This is a genomic window from Acinetobacter sp. Ag2 (assembly GCF_001005515.1).
Classification (GTDB): domain Bacteria; phylum Pseudomonadota; class Gammaproteobacteria; order Pseudomonadales; family Moraxellaceae; genus Acinetobacter; species Acinetobacter bereziniae.
Map to the genome: position 1 here is coordinate 125,283 of NZ_LBNA01000056.1, position 15,411 is coordinate 140,693.

Here is a 15,411-nt window from a genome sequence, read left to right on the forward strand (position 1 = left end):
CATTGACAATGCCGAGAAAGATAAAATGTTAACAATTATTGCTGAAATTTATGCTCATCCGAATGGCATACATAAACAACAGATTATTCAAGCCTTTAGGAAAATCACGCCAACAGTACTGCAAGAACAGGGCTGTCATGGTTATCAGCTTTTAGTTGATGCCAATGTCGATGTGAATTATCAAACTCGGGATGCTGATTTGATTGTCATGCTTGAAAAATGGGAAAGTATTGAGCATCTTAATGCTCACTTACAAACAGAGCATATGCAAGCATATCAGCTTGAAGTCAAAGACCATGTGGCTGAAGTTAAAATCCGTATTTTAGAGCACGGGTTCTAATACTGCTTTTCTTCAAACTGTTGCTTCTCCCTTTAGGAGAGGCTAACGGTGAACATAAAGCGCAAAGTTGATCTGCTCCAATTTGAGTAAAGGTGCTTTGTTTAATTTTGACTGTGATATTTGTGGTGAACGTTTAAGGTCAAGCTCAGGAGTGCTTAAGCTCTGTTTGAATTTTCTGGTTAAAAAATAAGTACTTTCACTACGACTATTGCCTGATGGTCGATCAAAGTAATGTAAATCGTAGCCAATTAGATAAAATGCTTGGTTTTGATAACGGAAGCTATATAAATTATTAAAAACCTCCCATGACTCACAACGAAACCCAAAATTTAGAGAGATTTTGAGTAATCCATTCTGGATAATGGGGGAGTGGTCTACGATCAGAGGGTCAATTAGGCATTTCTTTTCATTGCTGTTTTCCCTTGGCAGTGAATCGTTACTGGCGATTTGATGGTAAGTTTGATCATCTTTAAATAAAACCAGTAATTTTCGTTCATTTAGGTTCAGTCTTTGATTTTCTGAATTTTTATCATATGAGTCATGATGAACAATATTTTTGGGGTCAGTATTTTCAATAATCAAAGCAAGATCGGGTTGTTGATCACCATTTAAATCACCTTCAGCTTTACCTAGTATTTTCCAACCTTTTGGAATATACGTTTCAAGTCCAGTAGTTTCACCAATATCTGCCATAACCAAGCTTGAGCAGTTTGCGAGCGCAAAAAATAGACAGAATAAATTTTTACGATACATTGTTTTGATCCCATATAATTTTTATTAAACCTATAATGAATTTGTTTTTATCATTCATTTAATGTCGGCTTGATCAAGTTTAAAACGTTTTTATTCATATTCTCCATAGTTTTTAAAGTCAATTCGTTCCAGTGTGAGTGCATATTTTTGTTTTAACTTTGACCATGATACTTGGGCAGTTTGTTTTTGATCTTCAAAGCCATTGCCACCCGTAGTTTTTTTGATTTTTCCTGTTAAAAAATTGATACTTTTTGCATTGGTTTCACCAGACGCACGATGGAAGTCATTAACATCATATCCAATCAGCTGAAAAGATTGATTTTGGTAGCGGAAAGTAAAAACATGATTGCTCACATACCATGAACCACAACTGAGCCAATAATGTAAATTAATTTGCACTAATCCATTTTTGATGGTGAGTGGATTACCTTCGCCTAAAGGGTCGGCAAGACAAGGAGATTCTTGGTCTCCTTCGCTGGGTAAAGTGGAATTACTTGCTGCAAGACGATAGCCTTGAGGGGATTTAAGTAAAATTAATAGCTTTCGTTGGTTTAAATTCAGTTGAGGGTTACCTAAGCGATCATTGGTCACAATATTTTTGGGATCAGTATTTTCAATAATCAAGGCAACATCAGTTTGCCGATCACCATTTAAGTCACCTTGTGTTTGGCTCAATACTTTCCAGTTTTTAGGAATAAATGATTGATAGGGTGTGGTGTTGTTTGCACAAGCTAAAGTTGAACAGGTCGTCAATGCACAAAATAAAACTAAATCAATTTTGTTTTTCATTATTTTTCTCCAATAAATTGAGCACTAAAATTGAAAACTAACGCTTCATTCTCCCAAGGTATAGTTTCCACAGTGTAGCTTTTGGCTGAATTGATTGTTTTCCAAATCACTTTAGGTGGCGTTTCAACTTCAGCAAAAATATTTGGAGTTGTGCTGAGTTTGGCTTTACGTGTCAAAAAGTTAATACTAATTTCGTCTTGTTGACCAGTAATTTTATCCAGATAAGATGAGTCATAGCCAATTAAATGGAAGTGATTTTGGTTTAGTTTAAAACTATATGTGGTAATTAAACCATAGGTATTGCTACACGATGACATACTATTGAATAACAATTCCAAACGTTGATTTTTAATGTTTAAAGATGAATCATCAAGCGCATCTTCCGCACAAGGCTCATTTGCACGGTAGGTCCACTTTGGAATGTGTTGACTTAGTTTGAGTTGTAATTGCTGATCCGTTTTTAATAATATCAAAAGTTTACGTTTGTGTTGATGTTTGTTTTTCGCTTGGATGAGCAGTGCAATATCTTCTTTTCCATCCTGATTCAAATCACCCTTGGCTTGAGAAAGTATTTCCCAATCATGCGGTACAAATTTTTGTAGAGCGCCTATTGATTGATTTGCAAAACTTATGACGGGTAAACAAGCCATCATGAAAAGACATGTATTTATTATTTTAAACATCATTTTTCTCAATTGATTTATTAACTGTTTATTAAGATATTTTCAGTCTAAAAGAATTTCGAAAAACCCTTTTAGACAATCTAAGTCTTTGAGTGAATCATCAACAAGCGATTTGGTTGAAGTTATTTAAAGAAATAACCTGTTTCAGGTGAACTTGCATTTGCCATTCGCTTACGTGGCATGCGACCTGCCAAATAAGCTTCACGACCCGCTTCGACAGCTTTTTTCATTGCTGAAGCCATCAAAACAGGATTTTGTGCAGCAGCAATTGCTGTATTCATTAATACACCATCACAACCCAATTCCATTGCAATAGCTGCATCACTCGCTGTACCAACACCAGCATCGACCAACACTGGAACCTTTGCATTTTCTTTGATGATGGAAATGGTATGTGGATTTAAAATTCCAAGCCCTGAACCAATGAGGCTGCCTAAAGGCATAATCGCGACACAACCCATACTTTCAAGTTCTTGTGCAACAATTGGATCATCCGATGTATAAACCATCACTTCAAACCCATCATCAATAAGCGTACGTGCTGCTTCGAGTGTTGCGGTCACATTCGGGTACAGGGTTTTTTCATCACCCAAAACTTCAAGTTTGACCAAGTTGTGTCCGTCCAAAAGCTCACGTGCCAACATACAGGTACGTACCGCACTATTGGCATCAAAACAACCTGCGGTATTTGGAAGGATGGTATATTTCTCAGGTGGAATCACCGACAATAAATTCGGTTGATCTGGATTTTGTCCAATATTTACACGTCGAATAGCAACCGTCACAATTTCAGCACCACTCGCTTGGATGGCTAAATCTGTTTCCTGCATGTCTTTATATTTGCCTGTGCCGACAAGAAGACGAGACTGGAAGGTGCGTGAACCAATAATAAGTGGAGAGTTTTCAGTCGTTAAATCTAGCATGGGAGAGCTCCAAATTAGCCGCCACCAACCGCATGAATGATTTCAATACGGTCTTTTTCAGCAATAGGGGTGAGTTCAAGTTTGCTTTTAGAAATGATCATTTCATTCATTTCAACCGCAAAGCGTTTACCTTCCAGTGAAAGTTCTTGAACCAGTTGTAAAAGATTTTGGCAAGAGGTTTCTTGGGGCTCACCATTTAAGAAAATTTGCATAGACATTCCATTTGATTGCGCAAATTGTGATTTCAAAAGTTAAAACAGAATTATTTTGCGTATTTTAATGCATTCCAGGCAAGCACCAACCATCCAGCAATCATCAGTGCACCGCCAATCGGTGTAATTGCACCTAAGCCACGTGGTAAGCCAAGTGCCATGATATATAGCGAACCGCAAAAAAATAGAATTCCGATTTGGATCAGCATAAAACTGGCTTTGATTGGAAGTTGAGGAATGACTTTACTGAGTATTGCCAATGCCAATAAACCGAGGGCATGATAGAAGAAATAATCAGTTGCTGTTTGCCACCAAGCCAACTGTGCTTCTGTTGCTCGGGTTTTTAAACCATGCGCCCCAAATGCACCTAAGATTACTGCAAGTGCTAAATTCAGTGCTGAAATTGCAATCCACATAAGCCATTCATCTGCATCAATTTGCGCATAACCATAACATAAAATTTAACTCGGATTAAAGGCAAAATCTATGAAGATACGAGATTCAATAAAACTTTAAGCAAAATAAAAGGGCAGATCGCCCTTTTATTAAAACCGATGTTTTCACGGATAGAAGTTAGTTGGATGACATGGCAATCTTAATTTTATCCATGGCATTTTTTTCTAATTGGCGAATACGTTCAGCTGAAACATTATATTCTGCCGCTAACTCGTGTAATGTAGATTTATCATCATCTAACCAACGGCGTTGCAAGATATTTCTTGAACGATCATCTAACTGTTCCATCGCATCATGTAAAGCCGAAGTACTTTGTTCTTCATAATCTTCTTCTTCAACCAAACGCGCAGGATCATAACGGTTATCTTCTAGATATAATGCAGGGGCAACATGGGTTGAACCTTCATCATCGTCATCACCTTGAGCTTCGAAAGCTGCATCATAAGCAGTCAATCGACCTTCCATTTCCAAGACTTGTTCTGGTGTAACATTCAAGTCTTTGGCAATTGATTGTGCTTCTTCAAGGGTCAGTTTTTTGCTCGACTTTTTAAGACTACGTAAATTAAAAAATAATTTACGTTGCGCCTTTGTGGTCGCAATTTTGACAATTCGCCAGTTGCGGATCACATATTCATGAATTTCAGCCTTAATCCAGTGCACTGCAAAAGACACTAAACGCACACCCATATTAGGATCAAAACGTTTAACAGCTTTCATTAAACCGAGATTACCTTCTTGAATTAAATCACCTTGTGGCAAGCCATAACCTGCATAACTGCGGGCAATATGAACCACGAAACGTAAGTGAGACATCACTAACATTTTTGCAGCATCTAAATCTTGATCATAGAAATAACGATCAGCTAACTCTTTTTCTTGCTCAGCTGTCAAAATTGGAATCTGATTTACGGTGCTGATATAAGCACCTAAGTTAACACCTGGTGCAGATAAGGACAGGGGCATCAACTGATTGCTGCTGTCACTCATGAGTTCTCCTTATAGGAATTTCGTCGTATTACTAATGCATTCATCTTAATTCGAATATTGTACATAAGTAAGAAAATTTGGGTATAGAAATGTAAATATATATGCCAATTTGCAAAAAAAATTTTTAATTGAAAATAATTAAGATTCAATTAAGTAATGAAATTCATGCTCGGATACTTGAGTCAATTGACAGTCGAGCTGATGTATTTCGCAGTAACGGGCAATGTCGATCATACTATGTGGGTCAGATGACTTTAACAAGAACATTTGCTGAGGCAGTGCTTTTTTTAATTCACGTTTCAACATTAACAAAGGCATAGGGCAGGGTTTACCCATACTGTCAATTTCAATTGGATTTGTATCAATAGGCATTTGACCTAAAGTTTCATTCATTTTATGGCAAAAATATAACACTGTTATGGAAGTATTATTTTAGCAAGTTTCTTAGAACTACCCAACACAATTTGCAATATTCTTGCGTTGATAAAAAATAATATTTAAGGTGTTTAAAAAATAAGCTTGATATCGAAAATAATTATCAAAAAAAATTCTATTAATTGTCATAAACCCATGTTAAGCTCGTTGCGTATTTAGGATTTGTCAGAAACAATTGTTGTTTTGAACCCTATTACAAATGGATGTAACCGGGATTTTGTTAATAGTTTTACAGAATGATTACAAGCTTTGAAATTACAAAATATTTTAAAACTTTGTTTGCTCTGCTGTTTGCAACACCGGGTGGTCCCTTTTCTTAATAACTGAGGATTAACTTATGACAGCTCGTGAACAAGGCGTAGTTAAATGGTTCAACGACACTAAAGGCTTCGGCTTTATCCAACGCGCAGGCGGTGATGACGTTTTCGTTCATTTCCGTGCTATTCAAGGTGAAGGTCATCGTTCACTTCGTGACGGTCAACGTGTTGAATTTAGCGTTGTACAAGGTCAAAAAGGTTTTCAAGCTGAAGAAGTTCAGCCTTTAGACTAATCTTAAATTTTTAAAAATTTAAGTGGCGCTCCAATTTTTTATAAATTGGGGCGTTTTTTGTTTATAATGGGCGCAATTCAAAGTGTCTACAGTTAGAGCTCGTATTTATGTCATCAGGTTTCGAAACCCTTAATTTACATCCGCAACTTAAACAAGCGATTGATGCTTTAGGGTTTAAAGAAATGACCCCCATCCAACAAAAAGTATTGAAGTATACTTTGGCAGGTCATGATGCAATTGGGCGTGCTCAAACAGGTACTGGAAAAACAGCAGCATTCTTAGTCAGTATTATTAATGATTTGCTCAATAATCCGATTCAAACACAGCGTTTTCGTGGTGAGCCACGTGCTTTGATTCTTGCACCTACACGAGAGCTGGCGATTCAAATTGAAAACGACGCCAAAGATTTGGTGAAATATAGCGGTTTAAATGTCGTCACTTTGGTCGGTGGTGTAGATTTTGACAAGCAGAGAAAGCAGTTGGATCAAGGTTTTGTTGATATTTTAGTCGCAACACCAGGGCGTTTAATTGATTTTACTGAACAAAAAGAAATCTGGTTAGATCAAATTGAGTTTTTAGTCATTGATGAAGCTGACCGTTTATTGGATATGGGCTTTATCCCTTCAGTAAAACGCATTGTGCGTTTTTCTCCACGTAAAGAACAACGTCAAACTTTAATGTTTTCAGCTACTTTTAGTTATGACGTACTTAATCTTGCACAACAATGGCTTTTCGAACCTGTCACTGTAGAAATTGAACCTGAAAAGAAAACCAATGCTGATGTTGAGCAACGCGTTTATGTGGTCGAAAAGAAAGACAAATATAAGTTATTACGTGAAATTTTAACGGATGAACCAATTGAAAAAGTGATGATTTTTGCGAATCGTCGTGATCAGGTCCGTAAATTGTATGATCATTTGAAGGCGGATGGTTATAAAGTGGTCATGCTGTCTGGCGAGATTGCACAAGACAAGCGTTTGAAAATGCTAGACCAATTTAAAAATGGTAAACATAACATCATGATCGCAACAGATGTTGCGGGTCGTGGTATTCATGTAGATGGTGTATCGCATGTGATCAATTTCACTCTACCCGAACAGTCTGATGATTATGTACATCGTATTGGGCGTACTGGGCGAGCTGGAACACAAGGGGTAAGTATTAGTTTCTTGTCGGAAGATGATGCCTTTAATTTGCCAACGATTGAAAAAGCCATTGGACAGAAATTACCTTTGACCCGTTTAGAAGGTTATTGCTAAACACATAAATTAACTTGGCATAGATCAAATTAAAAAATCCCACTTTAATCGTGGGATTTTTAATTCAACTCATCGTATTAGTTGGCTTTACAGCTAAAGGTTAAAGTGCTTTGGTAGTCAGTATCTTTTTCAATACCATAATTTTTACCCATGACCGAGCCGATTACGCCAGCCGCAGCAGTGATCATTTTACCCGTCTGCTCATCGACCACACCATTTAAACTGCCATGATATTCAGTTTTTTCATTGATTAAGACAGGTGCCGCTTTTTTGCCACAAGTTTTGTTGGCAGCAACAATGGCGTTATTTTTTGCCGTAATTTGATCTTTACCTAAGCCTGTGACTTCATATTGATTGTCGGCTTTTTGAATTGCTAATGTTTGTGTTGGGTTTGATGCACATGCACTAAGAAATAGTGCAGAACTGGCAAGGAGCGAAAGAGCTGTAAATTTATTCATATTGACTCCAAATGATCAGTGAAAAATAAAAAGAATTTTATTAATTAGCTATGATTTGAACATAGAATATGTGCTAAATATTGAAAAACATGTATAAATTTTGCAGTTTTTATGGGGCTTATTGCTAAAAACGCCTATTTGTTGGTCATGATAATTCTCAGAAAATAAAGTTTTGTCTGAGAGTTATTAAAAAAAATAGACATAGCTGTTGAGTAAATTTCTGCTGAGATAGCGTAATGATTTTAGAGTGTGCTAATCTTACAAACAGTTCATTTAAATAGATTACAGCTAGGTCAATGTCAGATTTAAATTTCAAAGCAGTACATGACAATATCCACAAACGTCAGTCCATTGGTCATTTGATTGAACCTGCGCCCTCACATGAGCAACTGAATGTAGCATTTCAGGCAGCGCTTACAGCACCCGACCATCATCGTTTAAAACCGACACAATTTATTGTGATCGAAGGTCAACAGCGCGAAGCTTTTGGTGAGTTATTGGCTCAATCTATTGCGGACTTAGGGGAAACTGACCCAGTTCAAATTGAACGGGTAAAACATCATCCATTTCGAGCACCGATTTTGGTTTTGGCTGTGACTAAATTTCAAGATCATCCCAAAGTTCCATTTTTTGAACAGACATTAAGTAGTGGTGCAGCGATTCAAAACTTTTTATTGTCTTTACAAGCACAAGGTTTTGCAACAATGTGGCGTAGTGGGGCAGTGGTTGAATCTAAACACCTAAAGTTAGCACTTGGTTTAGATGAACGTGATTTAATTTCAGGTATTGTTTATGTGGGTACTGCTGCAAAAGAAATTGCACCGCGTCCCGAAAGTGATACTCAAGCATATGTTCATTTTTGGCAGAATTAATCACAAAAATAACGAGATCTCAACTGTGAAAACTCGTTAAACATTTACATGTAATATTTAGGATAGGTTTTTAGGATAATAATAATGTCGGATTTACGCTTTAAAGATTTAATTGAACCCGTGGTATTGGATCAAAAAACAGCATTACGTGTGACTGTACTCGGTGGTGGTAGTTTCGGCACAGCAATGGCGAACACAGCAGTACGCAATGGTTGTGACACCATGATTTGGATTCGTGATGAAGCTATCGCGGCAGAGATCAATGCGACGCATATCAACAAACGCTATCTTCCAGACTTTCAATTAGAAGCAGGGCTACGTGCTGAGTCAAATTTGGAAAAGGCTGTACGTGATCGTGACATTATTCTGGTTGCTATTCCTAGCCATTCATTTCGTGATGTGTTGCGCCAGATCAAGCCGTTCATTAGTGCACAAGCTGTGGTGTCTTTAACCAAAGGTATTGAAGCTAAAAGTTTTAGTTTCATGAGTGATATTATTCGTGAAGAACTGCCAGAAGTACCTTATGGGGTACTTTCTGGTCCAAACTTAGCCAAAGAGATTGTGGCTGGACAACCTGCAGGTACAGTTATCGCAAGTGACAGTGAGTTGGTGCGTTATGCAGTACAACAGGCTTTACACAGTGCATTATTTCGGGTCTTCGGCAGTGATGATGTACATGGTGTCGAGCTTGGCGGTGCATTAAAGAATATTTACGCTGTGGCAATGGGTATGGCTGTAGCATACAAAGTCGGTGAAAATACCCGAAGTATGATTTTAACCCGAGCATTAGCAGAAATGAGTCGTTTTGCTGTTAAGTTGGGTGCTAATCCATTGACATTCCTTGGCTTATCTGGGGTTGGTGATTTATTTGCAACCTGTAATAGTCCATTGAGTAGAAACTATCAAGTTGGTTTTGCATTAGGTTCTGGAAAGACACTGGAACAAGCAACGAAAGAACTGGGGCAAACCGCAGAAGGCATCAATACCATTGTACAAGTAAATGCGCGTGCTAAAGAGTTGGATGTTTATATGCCAATTACCACAGCACTTTATGAAGTTATTTTTGAAGGTTCACCACCACTCAATATCGCAGTTTCCTTGATGAAAAATGGACATCGAAGTGATGTAGAGTTTGTGTTGCCACACAATGAGGTTTAATTGATTACAATTTGAGGTTGAGAGATAGATTTGTAACAAAGCCTCGTTATAATCAGTGCGGTATTAAAAAGGAAATCTTATGCAACTGACTTTGGTGCGTCATGGTGAAGCAGCCCCAGCAATCAATGGTGTGGACAGTAAACGTCCTTTAACAGAACGTGGGCATTTACAAGCGGAACAAACAGCACAATTTTTAAAAGAAACAGTACAACCAGATGTATTTGTTGTGAGCACGTTATTGAGAGCACAGGAAACATTGTCCCATATACAGGCTTATTTTCCTGAAGTATCAGTATTGATCTGTGACAAAATTAAGCCTGAAGATGATGCAAAATTAGCAATTGAATGGTTGTCACAATTACCATTTGAACGTATTGTGGTGGTATGTCATATGAATGTGGTTGGGCATATTGCTGAACAACTGACACATGAGCATTTTAATCCTTTTGCCTTGGCAGAAGCTCGTATTTATGAGCAAACGGTCATTGCAAATGGTCTATCTACTCAAAATAAAGCCTTTATTCCAACTGTATAAAAGCATTGTTAAAAGAACACACGGCAGAAAACGATAAATGTTGTACTTATGGATGCCTGAAGCCAATGGGGTTTGGCAATGGTCTCGAGGAAGTGATTGGACTACATCTTCGAGTCTGGAACAATTAATACAAGATATTAAACTTTACCAAGGTGAAGAAGCGGTTGTGTTCTTTCCAAGTCGTGAAGTGCAAATTCTTCAACAAAAGTTTAGCAAAGCTCAATATAAACAATTGGGCGCAGATGGTGTTAAATATTTACTTGAAGAATATGTCATTTTACCGATTGACCAAATGAAAGTGTTTTCGCACTTTCAGCAACCCGATCAAGTTTCAGTATTGGGTGTGAATCAACATACGATCACTACAATTCAGCACTCTTTGTCTTTGATTCCCTTAAAGATTGTTTCTTTATTGCCTGACTTTCTAATGTTGCCTATTCCAGAAGAAAATCAGCTGATCTTAGCCAATGTCAATGGGCAATTGTTGGTGCGTGAGAATGAGTTTCTAGGTAATTCAATCGATGATCTTGGTCTGTATTTGGATTTTGCAGATCGAGAAAAAACTTTTTTATATAGTGCGTTGACTGATGCACAAGCGACCAGTTTATTTGCTGTAGCGACAGCTGAACAACGTGAGCCATTTAATTATCAGTTTACTGAAATTAAAAAGGCAAAGCAGCATCCATTTAATGTCTTGCCTAAAGCCAAACAGGCAAATGACGGAGTGTCTCGTTATTGGCAAGCATGTGCAGTTTTAGTGGTGGCTTTGATTGTTGCACAGCTGAGTTATGATGCTCTGCGCTGGTTTAAACTGAAAAAAGTTGCCGATCAAACAGCATTGATTGCAGTAGATCAGTATAAAAAATGGTTTCCCAATGAACAGCGAATTACTGAGGAATCTGTTCAACGTCAGTTTAAAAATAAACTAGAACTTAGTCAGGGTGCCAATACACAGGCATTGCAATTGCTCAGTCGTGTTGGTCCAATTTTGATGCAGCATCAGATTATTGCCAATCGGGTTAATTATGAAACTTCTGTCTTGAACATGGATTTAGTTGCCAAGAGTTCAGAAGCATTACAGACATTGGTCACGCAGTTAAACCAACAAGGTTTTAAGGCGGAGCTGGGTAATATTCAGACACAGGGTGCGACTGTGGTTGGTTTAGTGAAGATACAATGATGAAAACAATGGAAAGCTTTCAAAACCGTTTAGACACGTGGTCCGAAAAGATGACTGACAATTTAGAAAAAATGTCAGCACGTGAACGTATTATGGTTATTTTCACAACGATTTTTGTAATAGTTGCCGCCGTTGGTGCAGCCTTGTGGTATACCCACAAAGCTGCTGAAAAACAGCAGTTGCGTTTAAATGAAATGAAAGACCTCGTGGTTTGGATGCAAAGTAATGTAGTCACCATGAAACCTGCGGATGATTTAGTATTAACCACCGCAGATAAAATTCAACGTGTTGCACAACAACAAGGGCTTTCAGTGGCTTCACAACAGGTTGGTGAACAATTTCAGATTGTTGCACAACATCAAAATTATGCTGTTCTGGCAAACTTTCTGACTCAAATCGCGCAGATGGGTGTTAGCTTGGAAAAGATGGAACTGGTTAAAGAGGGCGCACAGATTAAATTAACAGCGACGGTACAGTAAGTACTGAAAATAAACACAGTTCAAGCATAGCCTTTTCAACATACTGTGCCTATAATGTGGCAACTTAAAAAGCAGTAGACTTTTATAGCTATGTTGTATTCACTTGCTCGCCCTTTGTTGTTTTCTTTAGCACCAGAGCGTGCACATGAACTCACATTATCCATGCTTAAATCAGCCCATAAATTGGGTGCGATGCGTCAAGCTGTTGCGTCAAAACCAGTCACCTGTATGGGGATTGAGTTTCCTAATCCAGTTGGATTAGCTGCAGGTTTGGATAAAAATGGTGCATATATCGATGCCTTAGCGGGTTTGGGTTTTGGTTTTATTGAAATCGGAACCATTACACCTAAACCACAAGAAGGCAATCCACACCCACGTCTTTTCCGTATTCCACAAGCAAAAGCCATCATTAACCGTATGGGTTTTAACAATGATGGGGTAGACAAATTGGTTGAGAATGTCAAAGCAGCAAAATTTAAAGGCATTCTTGGAATCAATATCGGAAAAAACGCCACAACGCCTGTTGAAGATGCTGTTTCAGATTATTTAATTTGTCTAGAAAAAGTTTATCACTACGCATCTTACATTACGGTGAATATTTCTTCACCGAATACGAAAAATTTGCGCTCTTTACAAAGTGGTCATGCACTGACTGAACTTTTAGAAACCCTCAAAAAACGTCAGTTAGAGTTGGCTGAAGAATTACAGCACTATGTTCCGCTTGTTCTCAAAGTTGCACCAGATTTAGATGCAACAGATATTGAATTTATTGCTTCACAATTGTTGCAGTTTAAAATTGATGGGCTTATTGTAACCAATACAACTTTATCTCGTGAAGGTGTCGAAGGTCTACCATTTGGTGATGAAGCTGGTGGGTTATCTGGAGCACCTGTATTTGAAAAGAGCACAGCTTGTTTGGCTGCCTTTTCAAAACTATTACAGGGTAAAATTCCGTTAATCGGTGTTGGTGGAATTTTATCGGGTGAACACGCTGTTGCAAAACAACAGGCAGGTGCGAGTTTGGTTCAAATTTATAGTGGTATGATCTATACAGGTCCTACACTGATCAAAGACTGTGTTAATGCTATGACCTAAATATGAATACCCTAGACATTATCATACTGATTATATTGCTCATTGGAGGGCTAAACGGTTTGCGACAAGGATTCGTGAAAGCCTTTGCGAACTTGATAGGATGGATTTTTGCACTGATTGTTGGTGCTAAATATGCCAATATCATCGCACCTTCCATGTCTGCACTCAGTCAAGATCCTGTGGTGCAAAAAATTGCAGCATTTGCATTTATTGTCTTGGTTATTATCGTTTTAACATGGATTGCAACAGCAATTCTCAATCAAATTTTAAAGAGCTTAAAACTAGGTCCTTTAAATCGTTTGGCAGGTGGTGCACTGGGGACCTTGAAAGGTTTATTCATTGTCCTCATAACAATGCAAGGATTAGGTCCTTGGGTTGACAGTTCGCCAACGTGGAAACAGTCAAAATTTATTCAAACACTTTTGCCGTTTGCACCCTTAGCTTCAGAAATTTCTAAAGATGCTGCAAATGAAGCATTAAATCATATACAGTCACAAGCGCATTCCGATGACGCTGCTGTGAGAAATACTGAACGATCATCAACATCTGAAGAGGATGATCAATCAGCACATTCGACAAAAAATCCGTTTTATTAGTCCTAGCTGGTCTGCGAGGTAGTTATGTGTGGAGTCGTTGGTATAGCAGGTAAAGCACCTGTAAACCAAATGTTATTTGATGCGTTGACGATGTTACAACATCGTGGACAGGATGCAGCTGGGATTGTGACTTGTCATAATGGTCGTCTTTTCTTGAGAAAAGACAATGGTATGGTTCGTGATGTATTCCATACTCGCCACATGCGCGCATTGCTCGGTAACTATGGTATTGGTCATGTTCGTTATCCAACTGCTGGTTCTTCAAGCAGTGCTGAAGCGCAACCTTTTTACGTCAACTCACCTTATGGGATAACTTTGGCGCACAATGGTAATCTTACCAATGCTGCTGATATTCATGATGATCTGTTTAAAACTGACTTGCGTCATATGAATACAGATTCTGACTCTGAAGTTTTGCTGAATGTATTTGCACACGAATTACAAAAATGTGCATCATTAAAGCCATCTCCAGACGATATTTTCCATACAGTTAAACGTGTACATGAGCGTTGCAAAGGTGCCTATGGTGTTGTTGCAATGATTACTGGACATGGTTTGGTGGGGTTCCGTGATCCAAATGGTATTCGTCCATTAATCTATGGTTCGCGCCTGACTGAAAATGGTGAAAAAGAATATATCATTGCTTCAGAGTCAGTTGCGATTACTGCATTGGGCTTTAAAGTTGAGCGTGATATTGAGCCGGGTGAAGCGGTATTTATCAACGCTGAAGGTGAGTTCTACTCCCAGCAATGTGCCAGTCAACCACGTTATCGTCCGTGTATTTTTGAATACGTGTATTTTGCACGTCCAGATGCCACTATAGATGGAATTTCTGTCTACAAATCACGTTTGAAAATGGGTGAGACGCTGGCGAAGAAAATTCTTCGTGAATGGGGTGAAGCGCATGATGTTGATGTGGTTATCCCGATTCCAGATACAAGCCGTACATCTGCTTTAGAATTGGCGAATATTCTCGGGGTGAAATTCCGTGAAGGCTTTATGAAAAACCGCTACATCGGTCGTACCTTCATTATGCCAGGTCAACAACAACGTAAAAAATCTGTACGTCAAAAGTTAAACCCAGTTGAACTTGAGTTTAAAGACAAGAATGTGTTGTTGGTGGATGATTCGATCGTACGTGGTACGACCTGTAATGAAATCATTCAAATGGCACGTGACGCAGGTGCAAAAAATGTTTATTTTGCCTCTGCTGCACCGATGGTGAAATATCCAAATGTGTATGGGATCGATATGCCAGCTAAAGCAGAATTGATTGCATCTCATCGTAGTGTTGAAGAAATTCAAAATATTATTGGCGCTGATCGTTTGATTTTCCAAGATTTGGATGATTTAAAAGCTGCGGTGAGAACCAGTAAAGTACCAGAAGTTCAAGAGTTTGATTGTTCGGTTTTTGATGGCGTTTACGTGACTGGCGATATTGACGAACAATATTTAAATGATCTTGAGCAAAGTCGTAATGATACTGCGAAAAAGCAAAAAGATGGTTATATTGATGTCAATATTGATGCATCTTCGGTTGATCTATGTGGTATTAAAGAAGAGATGTAAATCAGAATTGATTTTCATTGAGAAAAAGCGGGAAGTTCCCGTTTTTTTCATTTATAGTGTTTTGCAATGTAATGAGGAATTT

The 15,411-nt window shown here is 38.2% G+C and carries 20 protein-coding genes; 11 read left to right on the forward strand and 9 right to left on the reverse strand.

Going from position 1 to position 15,411, the window contains the following annotated elements:
* Nucleotides 1–25: 25 nt before the first annotated feature.
* Nucleotides 26–340 carry a putative quinol monooxygenase gene (locus tag AAV97_RS16500; RefSeq protein WP_046761129.1) on the forward strand — a complete coding sequence of 105 codons (315 nt, stop codon included), beginning with the start codon at nucleotides 26–28 and terminating at the stop codon, nucleotides 338–340.
* A gap of 42 nt (nucleotides 341–382) precedes the next feature.
* Here AAV97_RS16500 and AAV97_RS16505 read toward each other — a convergent pair whose 3' ends face one another.
* The 8 genes from AAV97_RS16505 to AAV97_RS16540 all read right to left on the reverse strand — a co-directional run bounded on the left by AAV97_RS16505 (nucleotide 383) and on the right by AAV97_RS16540 (nucleotide 5,536).
* The gene (locus AAV97_RS16505; protein WP_046761130.1) at nucleotides 383–1,093 is read right to left on the reverse strand and encodes a hypothetical protein; all 711 of its coding nucleotides are present in this window, start codon (nucleotides 1,091–1,093) and stop codon (nucleotides 383–385) included.
* A 90-nt stretch (nucleotides 1,094–1,183) separates the two neighbouring features.
* Nucleotides 1,184–1,882 (reverse strand): hypothetical protein, encoded by a 699-nt coding sequence (locus AAV97_RS16510; RefSeq protein ID WP_046761131.1) that lies wholly within the window; start codon nucleotides 1,880–1,882, stop codon nucleotides 1,184–1,186.
* Nucleotides 1,882–2,535: a hypothetical protein gene (locus AAV97_RS16515; RefSeq protein ID WP_228136558.1), complete on the reverse strand. Its 654-nt coding sequence runs from the start codon at nucleotides 2,533–2,535 to the stop codon at nucleotides 1,882–1,884. The genes AAV97_RS16510 and AAV97_RS16515 overlap by 1 nt, the downstream gene beginning before the upstream one ends.
* 152 nt (nucleotides 2,536–2,687) lie before the next feature.
* Nucleotides 2,688–3,488 (reverse strand): thiazole synthase, encoded by an 801-nt coding sequence (locus tag AAV97_RS16520; RefSeq protein WP_042089688.1) that lies wholly within the window; start codon nucleotides 3,486–3,488, stop codon nucleotides 2,688–2,690.
* A 14-nt stretch (nucleotides 3,489–3,502) separates the two neighbouring features.
* Complete coding sequence (gene thiS / locus AAV97_RS16525; protein WP_004824354.1) at nucleotides 3,503–3,700, reverse strand: sulfur carrier protein ThiS; 198 nt, start codon at nucleotides 3,698–3,700, stop codon at nucleotides 3,503–3,505.
* 50 nt (nucleotides 3,701–3,750) lie between these two features.
* Nucleotides 3,751–4,116, reverse strand: a complete 366-nt coding sequence (locus tag AAV97_RS16530) for a DUF423 domain-containing protein (protein ID WP_009585188.1) — start codon at nucleotides 4,114–4,116, stop codon at nucleotides 3,751–3,753.
* Between the two features lie 157 nt (nucleotides 4,117–4,273).
* The gene (rpoH, locus tag AAV97_RS16535) at nucleotides 4,274–5,143 is read right to left on the reverse strand and encodes an RNA polymerase sigma factor RpoH (RefSeq protein WP_004824351.1); all 870 of its coding nucleotides are present in this window, start codon (nucleotides 5,141–5,143) and stop codon (nucleotides 4,274–4,276) included.
* A gap of 138 nt (nucleotides 5,144–5,281) precedes the next feature.
* Nucleotides 5,282–5,536 carry a sulfurtransferase TusA family protein gene (locus AAV97_RS16540; protein ID WP_046761133.1) on the reverse strand — a complete coding sequence of 85 codons (255 nt, stop codon included), beginning with the start codon at nucleotides 5,534–5,536 and terminating at the stop codon, nucleotides 5,282–5,284.
* Nucleotides 5,537–5,915: 379 nt separating this feature from the next.
* Between AAV97_RS16540 and AAV97_RS16545 the strand changes: the two genes are divergently transcribed.
* Nucleotides 5,916–6,128: a cold-shock protein gene (locus tag AAV97_RS16545; RefSeq protein ID WP_004824348.1), complete on the forward strand. Its 213-nt coding sequence runs from the start codon at nucleotides 5,916–5,918 to the stop codon at nucleotides 6,126–6,128.
* Between the two features lie 107 nt (nucleotides 6,129–6,235).
* Complete coding sequence (rhlB, locus tag AAV97_RS16550; protein WP_004824345.1) at nucleotides 6,236–7,387, forward strand: ATP-dependent RNA helicase RhlB; 1,152 nt, start codon at nucleotides 6,236–6,238, stop codon at nucleotides 7,385–7,387.
* A gap of 77 nt (nucleotides 7,388–7,464) precedes the next feature.
* Here rhlB and AAV97_RS16555 read toward each other — a convergent pair whose 3' ends face one another.
* Entirely contained in the window at nucleotides 7,465–7,845 is a 381-nt protein-coding gene (locus AAV97_RS16555; protein ID WP_004824343.1) for a hypothetical protein, read from the reverse strand.
* Nucleotides 7,846–8,141: 296 nt separating this feature from the next.
* Here AAV97_RS16555 and AAV97_RS16560 point away from each other — a divergent pair, with 296 nt between their 5' ends.
* The 8 genes from AAV97_RS16560 to purF all read left to right on the forward strand — a co-directional run bounded on the left by AAV97_RS16560 (nucleotide 8,142) and on the right by purF (nucleotide 15,329).
* Nucleotides 8,142–8,717: a nitroreductase gene (locus AAV97_RS16560; protein WP_005032158.1), complete on the forward strand. Its 576-nt coding sequence runs from the start codon at nucleotides 8,142–8,144 to the stop codon at nucleotides 8,715–8,717.
* A gap of 84 nt (nucleotides 8,718–8,801) precedes the next feature.
* Nucleotides 8,802–9,875 carry an NAD(P)H-dependent glycerol-3-phosphate dehydrogenase gene (locus AAV97_RS16565; RefSeq protein WP_046761134.1) on the forward strand — a complete coding sequence of 358 codons (1,074 nt, stop codon included), beginning with the start codon at nucleotides 8,802–8,804 and terminating at the stop codon, nucleotides 9,873–9,875.
* Nucleotides 9,876–9,954: 79 nt separating this feature from the next.
* Nucleotides 9,955–10,410 (forward strand): phosphohistidine phosphatase SixA, encoded by a 456-nt coding sequence (gene sixA / locus AAV97_RS16570; RefSeq protein ID WP_004824336.1) that lies wholly within the window; start codon nucleotides 9,955–9,957, stop codon nucleotides 10,408–10,410.
* A gap of 37 nt (nucleotides 10,411–10,447) precedes the next feature.
* Nucleotides 10,448–11,590 carry a type II secretion system protein GspL gene (gene gspL, locus AAV97_RS16575; RefSeq protein ID WP_042089691.1) on the forward strand — a complete coding sequence of 381 codons (1,143 nt, stop codon included), beginning with the start codon at nucleotides 10,448–10,450 and terminating at the stop codon, nucleotides 11,588–11,590.
* Nucleotides 11,590–12,069, forward strand: a complete 480-nt coding sequence (locus AAV97_RS16580) for a type II secretion system protein GspM (RefSeq protein ID WP_042089748.1) — start codon at nucleotides 11,590–11,592, stop codon at nucleotides 12,067–12,069. Before gspL ends, AAV97_RS16580 begins: the two co-directional genes overlap by 1 nt.
* 90 nt (nucleotides 12,070–12,159) lie before the next feature.
* Complete coding sequence (locus AAV97_RS16585; RefSeq protein ID WP_009585152.1) at nucleotides 12,160–13,164, forward strand: quinone-dependent dihydroorotate dehydrogenase; 1,005 nt, start codon at nucleotides 12,160–12,162, stop codon at nucleotides 13,162–13,164.
* Nucleotides 13,165–13,166: 2 nt separating this feature from the next.
* A complete protein-coding gene (locus AAV97_RS16590) occupies nucleotides 13,167–13,760 on the forward strand; it encodes a CvpA family protein (RefSeq protein WP_046761135.1) in 594 nt (197 codons plus the stop codon).
* A 24-nt stretch (nucleotides 13,761–13,784) separates the two neighbouring features.
* Entirely contained in the window at nucleotides 13,785–15,329 is a 1,545-nt protein-coding gene (purF, locus tag AAV97_RS16595; RefSeq protein ID WP_046761136.1) for an amidophosphoribosyltransferase, read from the forward strand.
* Nucleotides 15,330–15,411 lie beyond the last annotated feature (82 nt).